Origin of the sequence: Aeropyrum camini SY1 = JCM 12091 (assembly GCF_000591035.1) — an archaeon.
GTDB classification, from domain to species: Archaea; Thermoproteota; Thermoprotei_A; order Sulfolobales; family Acidilobaceae; genus Aeropyrum; species Aeropyrum camini.
In genome coordinates this window covers 379,517-393,092 of the sequence record NC_022521.1, presented here as the reverse complement: position 1 = coordinate 393,092, position 13,576 = coordinate 379,517, and the positions used below count along the sequence as shown (strand labels likewise).

General features: G+C 64.9%; 16 protein-coding genes. 8 read left to right on the top strand and 8 right to left on the bottom strand.

Annotated elements, in window-relative coordinates:
* The first annotated feature begins 3 nt into the window (after positions 1 to 3).
* The 7 genes from ACAM_RS02220 to ACAM_RS02190 are packed head-to-tail and all read left to right on the top strand — an operon-like array spanning position 4 to position 5,779.
* A complete protein-coding gene (locus ACAM_RS02220) occupies positions 4 to 672 on the top strand; it encodes a type I 3-dehydroquinate dehydratase (RefSeq protein WP_022541180.1) in 669 nt (222 codons plus the stop codon).
* Complete coding sequence (locus tag ACAM_RS02215; protein WP_022541179.1) at positions 669 to 1,484, top strand: shikimate dehydrogenase family protein; 816 nt, start codon at positions 669 to 671, stop codon at positions 1,482 to 1,484. Before ACAM_RS02220 ends, ACAM_RS02215 begins: the two co-directional genes overlap by 4 nt.
* Before the next feature lie 5 nt (positions 1,485 to 1,489).
* The gene (locus tag ACAM_RS02210; RefSeq protein ID WP_022541178.1) at positions 1,490 to 2,332 is read left to right on the top strand and encodes a shikimate kinase; all 843 of its coding nucleotides are present in this window, start codon (positions 1,490 to 1,492) and stop codon (positions 2,330 to 2,332) included.
* On the top strand, positions 2,323 to 3,603 hold the full coding sequence (gene aroA, locus ACAM_RS02205; protein ID WP_158318579.1) for a 3-phosphoshikimate 1-carboxyvinyltransferase: 1,281 nt from the start codon (positions 2,323 to 2,325) through the stop codon (positions 3,601 to 3,603). The genes ACAM_RS02210 and aroA overlap by 10 nt, the downstream gene beginning before the upstream one ends.
* Positions 3,593 to 4,738, top strand: coding sequence for a chorismate synthase (gene aroC / locus ACAM_RS02200; protein ID WP_022541176.1), 1,146 nt, complete (start codon positions 3,593 to 3,595; stop codon positions 4,736 to 4,738). The genes aroA and aroC overlap by 11 nt, the downstream gene beginning before the upstream one ends.
* Complete coding sequence (locus ACAM_RS02195; RefSeq protein WP_022541175.1) at positions 4,725 to 4,964, top strand: chorismate mutase; 240 nt, start codon at positions 4,725 to 4,727, stop codon at positions 4,962 to 4,964. The genes aroC and ACAM_RS02195 overlap by 14 nt, the downstream gene beginning before the upstream one ends.
* A gap of 5 nt (positions 4,965 to 4,969) precedes the next feature.
* Entirely contained in the window at positions 4,970 to 5,779 is an 810-nt protein-coding gene (locus ACAM_RS02190; protein WP_022541174.1) for an NAD(P)-binding domain-containing protein, read from the top strand.
* Here the strand turns inward: ACAM_RS02190 and ACAM_RS02185 are convergent.
* Positions 5,776 to 7,227: a DUF2139 domain-containing protein gene (locus tag ACAM_RS02185; protein WP_022541173.1), complete on the bottom strand. Its 1,452-nt coding sequence runs from the start codon at positions 7,225 to 7,227 to the stop codon at positions 5,776 to 5,778. The two genes, ACAM_RS02190 and ACAM_RS02185, sit on opposite strands and share 4 nt — an antisense overlap.
* A gap of 84 nt (positions 7,228 to 7,311) precedes the next feature.
* Between ACAM_RS02185 and ACAM_RS02180 the strand changes: the two genes are divergently transcribed.
* Positions 7,312 to 8,607: an ABC transporter substrate-binding protein gene (locus ACAM_RS02180; RefSeq protein WP_022541172.1), complete on the top strand. Its 1,296-nt coding sequence runs from the start codon at positions 7,312 to 7,314 to the stop codon at positions 8,605 to 8,607.
* A gap of 21 nt (positions 8,608 to 8,628) precedes the next feature.
* Here ACAM_RS02180 and ACAM_RS02175 read toward each other — a convergent pair whose 3' ends face one another.
* From ACAM_RS02175 to ACAM_RS02145, 7 genes are all read right to left on the bottom strand, one after another.
* The gene (locus ACAM_RS02175) at positions 8,629 to 9,693 is read right to left on the bottom strand and encodes a THUMP domain-containing class I SAM-dependent RNA methyltransferase (protein WP_022541171.1); all 1,065 of its coding nucleotides are present in this window, start codon (positions 9,691 to 9,693) and stop codon (positions 8,629 to 8,631) included.
* The gene (locus ACAM_RS02170) at positions 9,659 to 10,390 is read right to left on the bottom strand and encodes an RNA methyltransferase (RefSeq protein ID WP_022541170.1); all 732 of its coding nucleotides are present in this window, start codon (positions 10,388 to 10,390) and stop codon (positions 9,659 to 9,661) included. Before ACAM_RS02170 ends, ACAM_RS02175 begins: the two co-directional genes overlap by 35 nt.
* A complete protein-coding gene (locus ACAM_RS02165) occupies positions 10,378 to 11,025 on the bottom strand; it encodes a 50S ribosomal protein L11 methyltransferase (protein ID WP_082398404.1) in 648 nt (215 codons plus the stop codon). Before ACAM_RS02165 ends, ACAM_RS02170 begins: the two co-directional genes overlap by 13 nt.
* Complete coding sequence (rsmA, locus tag ACAM_RS02160; RefSeq protein ID WP_022541168.1) at positions 10,971 to 11,804, bottom strand: 16S rRNA (adenine(1518)-N(6)/adenine(1519)-N(6))-dimethyltransferase RsmA; 834 nt, start codon at positions 11,802 to 11,804, stop codon at positions 10,971 to 10,973. The genes ACAM_RS02165 and rsmA overlap by 55 nt, the downstream gene beginning before the upstream one ends.
* Complete coding sequence (locus ACAM_RS02155; RefSeq protein ID WP_022541167.1) at positions 11,749 to 12,729, bottom strand: DUF655 domain-containing protein; 981 nt, start codon at positions 12,727 to 12,729, stop codon at positions 11,749 to 11,751. The genes rsmA and ACAM_RS02155 overlap by 56 nt, the downstream gene beginning before the upstream one ends.
* 92 nt (positions 12,730 to 12,821) lie before the next feature.
* Complete coding sequence (locus ACAM_RS02150) at positions 12,822 to 13,163, bottom strand: DNA-directed RNA polymerase subunit F (protein WP_022541166.1); 342 nt, start codon at positions 13,161 to 13,163, stop codon at positions 12,822 to 12,824.
* A 44-nt stretch (positions 13,164 to 13,207) separates the two neighbouring features.
* Entirely contained in the window at positions 13,208 to 13,531 is a 324-nt protein-coding gene (locus tag ACAM_RS02145; RefSeq protein WP_022541165.1) for a 50S ribosomal protein L21e, read from the bottom strand.
* Between the last annotated feature and the right edge of the window lie 45 nt (positions 13,532 to 13,576).

The window sequence follows — 13,576 nt, the reverse complement described above, 5'->3', positions numbered from 1 at the left end:
GGGGTGGCTGTGGACGGGAGGATATGCACCGTGGTCCCCGTGGAGAGCGTGGGGGAGGCCGCCAGGCTAGCCCTCTCACTCCCCACAGGCTGCGTAGAGCTGAGGCTCGACTTCTACCGGGGAGACCCTAGGGAGGCTTATATGGAGCTCTCCACCATTCTCAACAGGCCGGCAAGGGTGGTGGCCACACTCAGGAGCAGGGGCCACGGGGGGCTCGACAGGAGGCCGAGGGGGGAGAGGGCCTCCCTGCTCTCCAGGCTCGAGGACCTCGCCCCCAAGGGGTGGCTCGTGGATTTTGAGGTTGAGGACCTCGCCGCCTCCGGCGGCTGCTCGGGCTGCATAGCCAGCAGCCACCCCCAAAGGCCTCCAACCCCCTCCGAGGCTCTCGAAGCCTCTGCCGAGGCCGAGAGGCGGGGGGCCTCCATATACAAGCTGGTATACCCCGGCCTAGAGCCTTGGGAGCAGGCTGCGTCGGCCTGGATAGTGGCCGAGGCCCGGGGGTTCGCCACCTCCTTCACCCTAGGCCCGGGGACGCTGGCTTCGAGGCTCACAGCCCTCGCCCTCGGAGCCCCCCTAGTCTTCGGCTCCCACCCCCAGGCCCCCCTAGAGGGGGTGCCGCCGAGCCCGGAGATACTGGGGATGTACCTGAAGATGGGGTTGGGCGGGTCTTGATCAGGCTAGCTCTATTCGGCTCGGGAGTCGGCTCCAGCCTGAGCCCGGCTATCTACACCGGGTTCGCCAGGGGGAGGGGGCTCAGGCTGGAGTATAGGGTCTACGAGGCCGGCCCGGGGGGGCTAGCCCCAGCCCTAGAGGCCGCCGGAGACCTGCACGGCTTCAACGTTACAAAGCCCCTGAAGAGGGAGGCCCTCCGCCTCGCCGCCCGGCTAGACCAGCACGCCAGGGCTATAGGGGCTGTGAACACTATGGTCGCGGGGGAAGAGGGCTGGGAGGGGTTCAACACGGACTGGAGGGGCTTCCTAGACTCGCTCAGGCTATACACCGCCTCACCCCCCGACAAGGCCCTAGTCATAGGCGCCGGGGGCGCGGGCAGGGCCGCGGCCTACGCCCTCGCCACCTGGGGCGCGGGCAGGGTTCTCATAGCTAGCAGGACAGGGGCGACCGCCAGGAAGGCCGCCGAGGACCTGGGGGGGCTGGGGGCCGAGGTTGAGGCCGTCTCCCCGGGAGGCCTGGAGGCCGCTGCCTCTGAGGCGGAGGTGGTTGTGAACGCCACCCCCCTAGGCTGGGATGGAGTGTCCACACCTATTACCAGGGGGTTTAGGGAGGGTTGTATAGCCGTGGACATGGTCTACAGGCCCCTCACAACACCCTTCCTCAGGCTCGCGGCGGCAAGCGGCTGCACCCCCGTGGACGGCCTCTGGATGCTGGTGCTGCAGGCTAGGGAGAACATAGCCATATGGCTGGGCGCGGAGGCCGACCCCATGGAGCTCAGGATGCACGCCCTGGAGGCGCTGTCCCGGGGGTGAATGGTTTGCCGCGGGGGAGGGCCAGCGGGGGGCTCACCATAGTTAACGCGATAGGCCACGGCAGGCTCGGCGGCGCAGCCGGGCTGGGGCTGTGGGTTGAGAGCCGGGTCAGGGAGGCGCCCGGCCTCTGGACAGGTGTGAGCAGGACCCCGTGGGGGGAGAGGAGGCTGCCCCCGAGGGTGCTAGAGGCCGCCTCACAGGCCGCCTGCAGTCTGGGGGCGTGCGTGGAGGGGCTTGAGGCAGAGGTCCACACCGGCTTCCCACCAGGTGTGGGGCTGAAGGGGAGCGCCGCCCTCCTGGCGTCGCTGGTCGAGGCGGCGCTGGCCCTGAAGGGGGTTAGAGCGCCTGCCTGGAGGGTGGCCCTGGCCGCAGCCAAGGTCAGCAGGGGGGCCGGGCTCAGCCTGACCGGGGCTCTCGACGACCACGCGGCCAGCCTGCTGGAGGCTCCAGTGGTCACAGACAACAGGGGGATGGCTATACTAAGGCTTCTCCCACGCGGCGGCTGCCGCCTCACAGCCGTCGTAGGAGTGCCCGGCGGCGAGAACCCGGTTGAAGCTCTAGACCCCGCCCCATTCAGGAGGCACTCCAGGCTCTACGACGCTGCCGCTAGGCTGGCGCTCGCGGGCGATTGGCTCCCAGCCATGGCAGTCAGCGGGGCTGCGGGGGCTATGGCCCTCGGCGTCGCCAGCTTGGTGTCAAGGCTCTACGAGGCCGGGGCTGCGGCGGCCGGGGTAACCGGGAAGGGGCCTGCGGTCTTCGCCCTGGCAGAGAGGCGTGGCGAGGCTGCCGAGGTCCTCAGAGGCGCGGGTTATGGGGTGTTGGAGGCGAGGTTCAAATGGTGTGGCTGAAGGCTCCAGACAAGGTTGTCATCCACCCCTCCAGCGTCGACGGCAGGGTGGAGGCCCCGCCGTCTAAAAGCTACACCCACAGGATGCTATTCCTAGCCCTTCTCGCCCGGGGGAGGAGCGTGGTCAGGAGGCCCCTCATATCCAACGACACCCTAGCGACTCTGAACGCGGTCTCCCTACTCGGGGGCTCAACCCGGGTCAAGGGGGGTGTGGCCGAGGTTGAGGGCGGCGAGGTGAGGGGGGGTGCCGTGATTTATGCGGCGGGCAGCGGGACCACCATTAGGATAGCTATGGGGGTGGCGGCCCACAGCGGCGAGGCCACCCTGCTATACGGGGACGAGAGCCTGAACAGGAGGCCGGTGAAACCCCTCTCCCAGGCTCTGAGGAGCTTGGGAGCCCGGGTCTGCGACACCGGTGGTAGACCGCCTGTGAAGGTCTCGGGCCCCCTAAAGGGGGATAGCGTTGAGGTTGACGCGGCTCTGAGCAGCCAGTTCGCCACGAGCCTACTAATAGCCGGGGCCCTCCTAGGCGAGTTCCAGCTCTACGCGGCGAGGCTATCGAGCAGGGGTTATGTCGACATAACGCTGGAGAGCCTCTCCATATTCGGGGTTAGGGTGGAGAGGGAGGGCTACAGGCTCTTCAGGCTGAAGGGGGTCCCGAGGCCTGTGGAGGCGGAGGTCCCCGGCGACTACAGCTCCGCCTCCTTCATGCTCGCCGCCGGGGCCATAGCGGGTAGAGTGGCGGTGGGTGGTCTGAGGCCGGGCGACCCCCAGCCGGATAGGAGGATAGTCGAGGTCCTGATGGCCATGGGGGCCAGGGTGAGGGTTGGGGGCGGGGTTGTTGAGGTGGAGTCGCCTGGGCAGCTGGAGCCTGTGGACATAGATCTCGACGACTCCCCAGACCTGGCCCCCGTTGTCGCAGTCCTAGCCGCCTACGCCCGGGGGGTGAGCAGGCTGAGGGGCCTCGAGAGGCTAAGGTATAAGGAGAGCGACAGGCTCTCGGCCATAGCCTGGAACCTCTCAAGACTGGGGGTGGAGGCCAGGGTGGTGGGCGGTGGCCTAGAGATCAGGGGAGGGGGTGTGGAGGGCGGGGTCGCGAGGTCCTGGGGAGACCATAGGATAGCGATGGCCATGGCCGTCGCAGGCCTAGGCGCCAGGAGGCCTGTAGTGGTGGAGGGGTTCTCCAGGGTCCCAGACTCGTACCCGAGCTTCCTCGAGGACCTGGAGGGGATTGGGGCTAGGGTTGAGGTGGTGAATGGGGGTGGCGTCTAGGGATAGCCTGGGCGAGGTGTTCAGAGTCTCCATATTCGGCGAGAGCCACGGCCCCGGGGTGGGGGCGCTGGTCACAGGGGCCCCTCCGGGGCTCGAGGTGGACGAGGAGTATATAAACAGGGAGCTGGAGAGGAGGAGGCCAGGAGGCCCTTACGCCAGCCCGAGGAGGGAGGCGGATAGGGTTGAGATACTGAGCGGCGTCTTCAGGGGGAGGACCACCGGCGCCCCCATACTGCTGTTCATAAGGAACGTGGACGTTAAGCCCGGGTTCTACGAGGAGTTCAGGTACAAGCCTAGGCCCGGCCACGCAGACTACGTCGCCTACGAGAGGTACCTGGGCCACCAAGACTACCGGGGCGGCGGCGTATTCAGCGGGAGGAGGACCGCCGCCCTCGTAGCCGCGGGGGCGATAGCCAAGCTGGTGCTCTCAAAGTACGGGGTCAGGGTCTACGCTTACGTCAAGTCCATAGGGGGCGTGGAGGCCAGGGTGGAGCCCAGGGATAGTGAGGAGTTTAGGAGAGCCATAGACAGCGACCCCCTCAAGTGCCCAGACCCCGAGGCCTCGGAGAGGATGAGGAGGCTGGTGGAGGAGGCCAGGAGGGAGGGGGACAGCCTAGGCAGCGTTGTGGAGGCAGCCGCCTTCAACGTCCCCCCAGGCCTAGGGGACCCCCCTCTCGGCGGCGTCGACTCCCTCCTCGCGAGGGCCGTGATAGCCATACCCGCGGCGAAGGCTATAGAGTTCGGGGACGGATTCGCCCTCGCCAGGATGAGGGGGAGCGAGGCCCACGACAGCCCCAGGGCCGCCGGGGGTAGGATAGTGCACGAGTCTAACAGGAGCGGGGGTATAGTTGGGGGGCTCACCAACGGCATGCCCATAGTCTTCAGAGTCGCCTTCAAACCACCCTCGAGCATACCAAAGCCCCGCAGGACGGTCGACCTCAGGAGCCTACAAGACACCCTGGTCTCGGGCAGGGGGAGGCACGACCCGGTTATAGGCCCCAGGGCGGCGCCCGTGGTCGAGGCTGTCACAGCCATAGTCCTAGCAGACCTCCTCCTACTCCGGGAGGCCCTCCTCCCAGGCTGGGTCGAGGACCTCAGGCCGTGGAGGCGGGGTGTCTCCGGTGGGGAGGATTGACGAGGCGAGGAGGCGGATAGACGAGCTTGACTCAAGGATAGTCGAGCTGCTGGAGGAGAGGCTGGAGCTGTGCAGGAGGGTGGGTGAGGAGAAGAGGAGGGCTGGCATGGGGCTGAGGGACGAGGCCAGGGAGGCCGAGGTCCTGGCTAGGTTGCCCCACAGGTGGAGACCCCTATACAGGATGGTTATAGAGGAGTGTCTCAGAGAGCAGGCGAGGGGGGGTTAGCGGGGTTGGCGCTGTGTGGAATCGGGTTCGTGGGCGCGGGGAGCGTTGCAAGGGCCCTAGCAAGGGCTGCGGCGGCCCGTGGGTGGAGGGTCTGCTTCTACGACATAGACGGTGGTAAGGCCGTGGAGGCGGCCTCACACTACGGTGGTCTGAGCTTCGGCAGCATGGAGGGCCTGGCCGCGGAGAGCGAGGCCATAGTTGTCGCCGTCCCGGGCCCCACCGCCGGGAGGGTTATGGTGGAGGCCGCGGAGTCCTCGCGCCCGGGCACGCTAGTGGTGGACACGGCCACGTTCAAGAGGGATGTGGTGGCCGGGGCTAGAGGTATGCCTCCGGGGGCGCTTGCAGCGCTCACCCACCCCCTATTCGGGGGGAGGATGTCGAGGCCTGAGAAGCACTACGTGGCAGTCATGCCCTTCCCCGGGCGGGAGGGCGTCGAGGAGGCTGAGAGGCTCTACAGGGAGATGGGCTTCAACACCGTAAGGATCGGCAGCTGGGAGGAGCACGACAGGCTGGCGGGCTACTCTATAGGCCTGGTCTACGCCCTGGCCGAGGCGCTGCACGCCGCCCTCAAGGGTGAGGGGCTAGCCCTTGACTCGCCCCTACCCTCAACAACCTACAGGGTCTTGAGCATGCTTGCCGAGTCCGTCCTCTCCGACACCCCTGAGCTGAGGGGGGAGATACTTTCAAGCCCCCACACCAGGGAGGCGGCGGCCAGGCTAGCTTCGGCCCTCCTGGAGGTAGCCCGGGGGGCGGGGCCTAGGGGGCGGGGGAGACCGAGGTACAGCCTGCTCTACAGGCTGCTGGAGGAGTGCTAGAGGGCCCTCACCCTAACCATGCCCTCGCGGGGCGGCTTCACAATCCTCATCACAACCAGGCTGTCAGTGAGGTTCGAGGCGTCCACCCACCCCCCGCCCTCGACGACCTCGCGTCCGTACTTCACGGGGGCCTCGTCGGAGACCTCGTAGGCCTCGAGAGCTACACTACCCCCCCGCGGGTCGACATGGAGCTCCCTGTAGCCGTAGAGCGGTATCCCCCCGAAGACCCTATCACCCACCCAGCCCGGGTCAACTCTTATGCTGAGCGGCGGCGGCCTGCCAGCCAGGAGGGCGTCTTGGCTGAGCACGGCGACCCCCCGTACAGAGGCGTCCGCCGCTGTGGCGTCATACCTCTCGAAGTTGGGCTGCGTCGACCAGGCTAGGAGCACCTTGTCCCCCAGAGCCTCCATAGAGGTGACCCTAGCCCCGAGGCTCCCCACAATCCGCATGTCACTGGGGGTCACGTAGACCAGTAGTGTGGGCGCGGGGGAGCGCCTCGAGGACCTCTGCACACTGCTGTGCAGCTCGTCTGTACCCCTGACTGTCGCCGCCGTGGGCGTGTTGAAAGGCACGAGAACCCCTCCGCCGAGGTAGAGTGCGTTAGTCCTTGTGGGGCTGTAGGGGTTGTCCCCGAAGTCTAGAACCCTGTAGAACCGGGGCTCCCCGCCGCCCTCCGGGTCGAACACTGTAAAGCCTCCCTTGTGGGCCACGTAAACCCTCGTGTGGAGCTGGAACACAGCCCCCTCCCTATAATGGTCGAGACCTCCTCCGTCCAGCCCCGCCTCCTCCGGGACCGCCTCCCCGGTGTAGACGGTCTCGCCGCTCTCTAGGTCGACGCACGTGAGACCCGGGTTGCCGCCCCAGCCGTGGTGTATCGAGAAGCAGGCCATATCCATGAAAACCTCCCCCTTCAAGACCGGGGTTGGGGAGAGCTTCCTCACACCCCCACGCCTCCCCGCCTCGAACACCCCACAGTTTATATGGCCGTCGCCCCGGGCGAGCAGTAGGGTGTCGCGGAGCGGGTTGTAGAGGACCTCGGACACCTCGCAGGCCCAGAGCCTCCTATCCCCCGCCCCCTCCTTCCACAGGAGCTTCACCTCACCCGTGTCAACATCCATCTCGTGGAGTATGCTGTACTTGTTCGTGAAGAGGACCTCAGCCAGCCTCCCCCGGCCCTTCCTCTCGAGAACCGCGGGGGCGTGGGCCCAGCCGCCGAAGTAGATCTTGCCGTCGACTGCCTCCACCGCGTTGTAAGTGTCGCCCCCGCTCCTGGGGGGAGGCCCTACCAGGCTGTAGTCGTAGGAGTCCCAGCTGCAGTCGCCCCTGAGGAGGGTGGAGACGGCTTCGAAGGCTAGAGTGTAGAAGAGGCTCCCCCTGTGGAGCCTCAGGGAGTATATCCCCCCTCCACCCCACTCGGGCCCTCTCCCCGGCTTAACCCTCTCTAGCATTGACAGGAGGCACTCTAGCCGGCCCAGGCCTTATCACCAACCCTTTAATCTGGAGACTAACCATATTTTTAAGGGTGCACCGGCTTGGCAGCCCCTGCTAGGCTACCGGTCTCGCGGACTCTAGCAGTCGTGGCTGGCGCGGCGGCACTACTGGTACTAGGGGCAGCCGCCCTTCTTATAACGGGGCTGGGCGGCGGGGAGCCTGAGGAACTTTTGATCGGCGGCGTTTTCTCACTATCCAGTGGAACATCGGTAGAGACTTGCGAGCAGGCTCTGGCGGGCGCCATGGCTGCTGTGGAGTGGCTGAATAGCAATGGCGGCGTCAATGTAGGAGGGTCAAAAGTCACCGTAAAACTGCTCCAGGAGGACGACAAGGGGGATCCGGCCAACGCTGTGAGGCTAATCGAGTACATGGCGAGGCAAAGGGGTGTAGGGATCATGCTTGCACCATGCGATCCGGGCATCCTGGTTGATGCTGTGGAGGCTGCCAGGGAGTACGGGGTGGTCTCCGTAGTCTATGGCGATGCCCCAGCCGGCGTGGCGAATCCTGAGGGTAAGACACTGCTTGTGGGGGCTCCCGCGGAAGAATACTTTACCCCTGTCCTGGAGATGGTGAGCATACTCGACATTCAGTCGAGGAACCTGGCTATAGTTTATCAGGACACCGAGTTCGCGGCTGCAGTGGCTGAGGCCACGAGAAACAGGGCAGTCGAGCAGGGTTTTGTGGTAGTGCTCTACTCGGCATACCCACCCCAGGCTAGTGAGGAGGACCTGGGCGCCCTCGCCCTCAGGCTGCAGGCTTCTAATCCAGATGTGATAATAGCCATAGGCGGATTCAGGGATGGAGTAGAGCTAGTAAGGGCTATGAGCAGCTATGGAGTGGAGGCGAAGTTCATAGCAATGGCTGTAGCCCCCTCGGTACCCGAGTTCTACGACGAGCTAGGCGCCCTATCCCAAGCCATACTCTACCCCACGCTCTGGGAGCTCGCCTCGAAACCCTACACCGCCGCAGAAGGCTACGAATGGTTCGGCCCGAGCAGGGAGGAGTTCTATAGTCTCTTCAGGGAGGCGATGGAGAGCCTAGGACACCCAGTATCAGAGCCAGGCTACCATGCCGCCATGGCAGCGCTGGCAGTGCTTGCAGTGGCTAAGGCTGCAGAAGACGCTGGCAGCCTAGATCCAGACGCCATCTACGAGTCCCTGAAGAACATAAAGATAATGACGTTCGCAGGCCCCTTCGACCTAGACCCCCAGACGGGGCTCCAGAATGAGAGGGAGGTCCTCGTGGGCCAGTGGATAAACGGGAGGAGATTTACCGTCTGGCCCGTGGGCCAGGCGTATGCAACCCCCGTCTACCCGCATCCAGGGTGGCCAGGTTAGGGTCTCTGAGCCTTCCAAGACTCATGGTTTTTCCATGACGACGATGTCGACCCAGAGGTCCCCGTGCCTCACCCTCCTCACCCCAACTATCCTCATCCCCGAGGCCCTCGCCGCTGTGGAGAGGGCTTTTGTCTCAGCCGTTATTATAGCCGCCCTCCCACCCCTCCTGAGAACCCTGGCCGCCGAGGGCATGAACTCCCTGTAGAGTACCCTGACGTCAACAGGGTCCCCGAGCCTTATACCGTAGGGCGGGTTGCTCACTATCCTGTCGACGCTCTCCTCCCCAAGTATCTCGTGCACCCGCCGCGCGTCCCATGTGTAGACTTCAACCCTCCCGCCTACCCTAGCCGTCTCGGCGTTGAGCCGGGCTCCCCAGGTGTGGCGGGGGTTAAGGTCTACACAGTACACCTTGGAGTCCTCGAAGAGGAGGGCGGCCTCCACCGCCACCGTGCCGCCCCCGCACATGGGGTCGAGTATAACTTCTCCATCCCTAGCCCCGGCAAGCCTGAGCATAACGTACGCGAGGCTGGCCTTCAGGGCGGCCGGGTGGTCGTAGACCCTGTACCTCCTCCTGTGCCTGCTCCTCTCCCCCGTGACGAGGACGCCGAGCCTGAAAGTGGAGACGTCGACCTCGGCGTGTATCACCACCTGGGGGCTGTTAAGCCTAACCAGAGGCCTCCACCCCAGCTCCTCCTCAGCCGCCCTCTGGACGGCGTCGCCCACGGTTGAGGCTATCTCCACGCTCGTGTAGCCGTGGCCCTCCCCAATCCTCTCCCCCCTAACCGCGAATGTAGCCCCCGGGGGTATGTGGAGGTGGGCGCCGCTGCTGTATGCGGCCCTCCAGATTTCCCGGAGCCCCTCCCTACCCGTGGGCACCTCCGACTCGGCCAGGAGGAGGGAGGCTGAGTGGATGCTCCTCAGACCGTATAGCTGCTCCAATACCAGCCAGGGCTCCCCCGAGGTGCTGAAGACTATCCTCCCCCTATACTCGCCGACCTCCTCCACCTCCGCCGACTCAACCTCCTCCACTATCTCCCTGGCCACAACATCCTCAGTCCCCGGGTTGCAGGTAGCGAGGAACCTCATCCATACACCCCTCCACAGCCCTACACGCCTTGGAGAGGAGATATATCAGGTTTTCAACCTCCCTCCGCGCCATAACGCTCTTGGACGCCATCCTGACAAGGGAGACCGCCACCTCCGACGCCCTCTCCCTATGCACGAGCCTCGAGGCCAGCGCGGAGGCGTAGGCCCTGAGCAGCGCTAGAAGCCTCTCGTCAACCGCACCCCTTGCAACAGCCCCAGCCCTCCTAGCCCTGTAAACCTCGTACAGGTATATCGCGGCCGCGTTCGAGAGGTTGAGGGAGGGATATCTGGGGCTAGCGGGGATGGAGGAGTAGAGGCTGCAGAGAGCTATCTCGCCGCGGGTCAGGCCCACGCTCTCCCTGCCGAAAACGAGGGCCACGGTGCCTGGGGTGGCTGCTAGGACCTCAGCAGCCTCCCAGGGGGCTAGCGGGGCCCTGAGGGCGTCCCTCTCGCTCGTGTGCGAGCTGGTGCACAGGCTGGCTGAGACCCCCTTGAGAGCCTCCTCCAGGCTGCCGACAACCACTGCAGCGTCAAGCCTCCAGGCAGCCCTGGCCGCATACCTCCTCGCCTCCTCCAGGCTAGCCCGGGGGGAGACGAGGTAGAGCTCGTCGGCCTCGAAGTTCTCGGCCAGCCTAGCCACGAACCCCAGGTTAACCGCGCCCTCAGTCTCAACGAGGACTATCCTCAACCTCTCCAAGCGTGCACCACCTCAAGCCTCTCCATGAAGAACCTCTCTGAGGCGAGCACCCTGGAGGCGAAGCCCATGGCACCCAGGACCTCCTGGGGTGTGACGCCTGAGAGGCTGGAGTAGACGGCGAGGACCTCCCTTGCCAGCCTCCCAGCGGCCTCCAGCATCCCCCTCATAACACCCTCGCCAGCCCAGGCCTCCGCCAGTGTGGGGCTGCACCCTTGTCCACCGGGGAGAGGCGGCTTCTCGGGTAGGTACGGCGGGTTCACCAGGGCTATGTCGAAGCCGCCGCTGACGCAGGAGGCGTAGGGGCAGAGGGCCACTAGAGCCTGGGGGGGTAGCGTGGCCCTCGCAGCTAGGGCGGGGCAGGGATAGGCGTCTACCGCCACAACCCTCCACGCCCCTAGCACTCTGAGGGCTGCGAGGGCTAGGGCTCCGCTGCCCGTGCCGAGGTCTAGCGCGCTCCTATAGACTCTCCCCTCCCTCCTCAAGGCCTCCATAGCCTCCAGCGCCAGCACCGTGTCGTCGGAGGGCGGGTAGGTGCACCTGTTTATGTAGACCCTCATCGAGCCGCCGCTCCAGGACACCTCTACCCTCTGCAGGCCTCCGCAAGCCTCACGAAATCCCAGGGCTCCAGCATCCATACCCTAGCGTCACCCAGCGTCTCGAGCCACCGGGGCGGGGTGCACCCCGCCGCCTCCAAGCATCTTCTCAGCACCTTAGAGGCCTTCTTGTTTCTCTGGGTGAACGCGCAGCCCGCCAGCTCCATCGCCACGGAGTAGAGGCTCCTCCACCTCCTAAGCCTCCTGACGACCACCACGGCGGTGAGGACCTGGGGCCTGGGGTAGTAGGCCTGAGGCTTGACAACCCCCGTCAACTCCGCCTCGAACACTAGGGAGACTAGCACTGAGAGCCTGCTGTAGTCCCTGCTACCCGGCCTGGCCACCATCCTCCTCGCCACCTCGTACTGGACGCCCAGAACGGCCGCCGACACCCTGTTGTTGGAGGCCAGGGCCTCCACTATAGCGGGGGAGAGGTTGAAGGGCGTGTTGGAGTAGACCAGCGGCGCCCTCGATACGGCCGCATACTTCAACCCGTCGCCCACAACAACAGCCACGGAGGGGGGTGCCAGGGTGGAGAGGGCTGAGGCTAGCCTGCGGTCCAGCTCCACCGCGACTATCCTGTCGAGGACGCCGGCCGCTGGCAGGGTTATAGAGCCCGCCCCCGGCCCTATCTCAAGGGCTTCCCGGAGGCCTCCCTCCGCGGCCCGCGTTATAGGCTTTAGGAACTCGCCCACCGCCCTATCGTCTATTATGAAGTGCTGGCCCAGCCTGTCGCTGGGCCTGAGGCCGGCGAGCCCTAGGACCCTACGAACCAGACTCTCCGCCCGCCGCCTCCCTCCTCGCCCTAACCCTGGCTGCATAGGACTTCCACATCCTCTCAGTATAGCCTAGGTAGGGCTTGGAGGGGTCGCAGGGCTCCACGAAGAAGTAGTACTTGACGGTGTCCCTACACTCTATCTCCTCCAATATCTTCTCGGCGAGAGCCTCCGCAGGGTCTATCTTGAGAATCTTCTTAACCTCCTCAAAACTCGTGAACCTCCTCCTCTCCCTCTCGAGTAGGAGGTGCCTGGCCATCTTCTTGCCCACCCCCTTGAGGGCTTCGAGCGCGTGTATCCTGATGTTTATAGGCTCGGCCACGTTGAAGAACTCCACGAAAAACTCCTCCCTCTCCCTGACGAGCTTCCTAACAGCGTCCGGAAGGGTAGCCCTGGCCACGTCGGTGAGGTCCTGGTAGGATATGGGGTCCCTGGGCGTGCTCACAATCTTCCCCGAGAGCCCGTGGCCCCTGGCCACCTCCGACAGCTTGTCCGGCGAGTCGACCAGTATATACCTGTGCCTCTCATCCCCCTCACCCAGCAGCTGCTGCAGCGCCTCCAGCGTCGCCTGGTCCGCGTAGGAGAGTGGGTAGCAGTATATCTCCCTAACCCCGCCCTCCCGCGCCTGGCCCGGGAGGCATGTAACCGCGACGCTAACGCTCTTCACCCTCCTCTCCACCCCCCCGGGGAGGCGGGCTATTATGGGGACGTTGTACACCACCTCCCGCGCCAGGGTGACACGCTCCAGTATATCCACCTCGTGGAGAGGGACGCCGTCTACGAGGTGCAGCCTCCTAACGCCCAGCCCCTGGACAACGGGCTTGCTGCGATGCTCCCTATGGGGGTCCCTCGGATTGCCCTCCGGTATGTAGTCGAGAACTATAGCCTCGACCTCCAGGGCGGCTATATGTGGCTGCGGCCTCCCCTGGAGGGACGGCTTCCTGTCGCGGGGGCGGGGCTGTCTAGACACTTCTCAACACTCTCCATACAGCCGCTATCAACATAATATGGTTGAGACGCGGAGATTAAACTGTTAATCCCTGGCTAAAGAGGGGGCGGAGGCTACCCCCTGCAATACTTGGAGACTATGGGGTATAGCTTGCTCGCCATCTCGTGGACCGAGGTTATACTCCTGTCCATCTCGAGAATGCTCCTCAGCTCGCCCTCGGTCCTGGGGCAGATGCTCGCTATGTTCGCGGCGGCCTCCCGGCTTACACCCTCCCTCACGATCTCCTCGACTAGTTCGATGGCAGCCTCTGGATCGTCCCAGAGGACCACCCTCCTGAAGTACTCCCAGGTGGACTCCTGTATGGATATTATATCTCCCTCCTTAACCCTCTCGTACATATACTTCTTGGCAACCTGATAGGGGACGGCTTTAGACTCTAGAATCCTCCTCTCCAACGGCTACACCCCCACAGCGTTACCCCGGGGCGGGCCCGGCCAGCCTAGCCGCTGCCCTTCTCAGCCGCCGTGGTTAGGGGCTTTAGGTGGACGGGGGGTACGAATATCGTCTTCCTCTTCCTGCCCAGGTAGACCTCCACCTCGTATGCTTCGCCCCTCCTGCCGATGATTGTCCCTGTGAGGCCGTGGAACCTCCTATGGGGCATACCCCAGTCGGGGAAGGAGGGGTTTATGACTATAGCCACCTTATCGCCAGCTTCATACTCCCTCAGGTAGGTGCTGAGCCTTGGTACGCTACCCTTCTCCCTCACGGGCTTCCTCAGCAGCTTCCTAGTCCTGTTCCTATATCCTCTGGGCGCCTTGACCAACCTGCGCTCCCCCCGGTATTTTGCTCAGCGCGGCTTAATTTAGCT

Bases quoted from the DNA above. Each gene is read 5' to 3' on its own strand.
- ACAM_RS02185 (WP_022541173.1), bottom strand. From the start codon at position 7,227: ATGCTAGAGAGGGTTAAGCCGGGGAGAGGGCCCGAGTGGGGTGGAGGG.
- ACAM_RS02175 (WP_022541171.1), bottom strand. From the start codon at position 9,693: ATGAGGTTCCTCGCTACCTGCAACCCGGGGACTGAGGATGTTGTGGCC.
- ACAM_RS02165 (WP_082398404.1), bottom strand. From the start codon at position 11,025: ATGGATGCTGGAGCCCTGGGATTTCGTGAGGCTTGCGGAGGCCTGCAG.
- rsmA (WP_022541168.1), bottom strand. From the start codon at position 11,804: ATGCAGCCAGGGTTAGGGCGAGGAGGGAGGCGGCGGGCGGAGAGTCTG.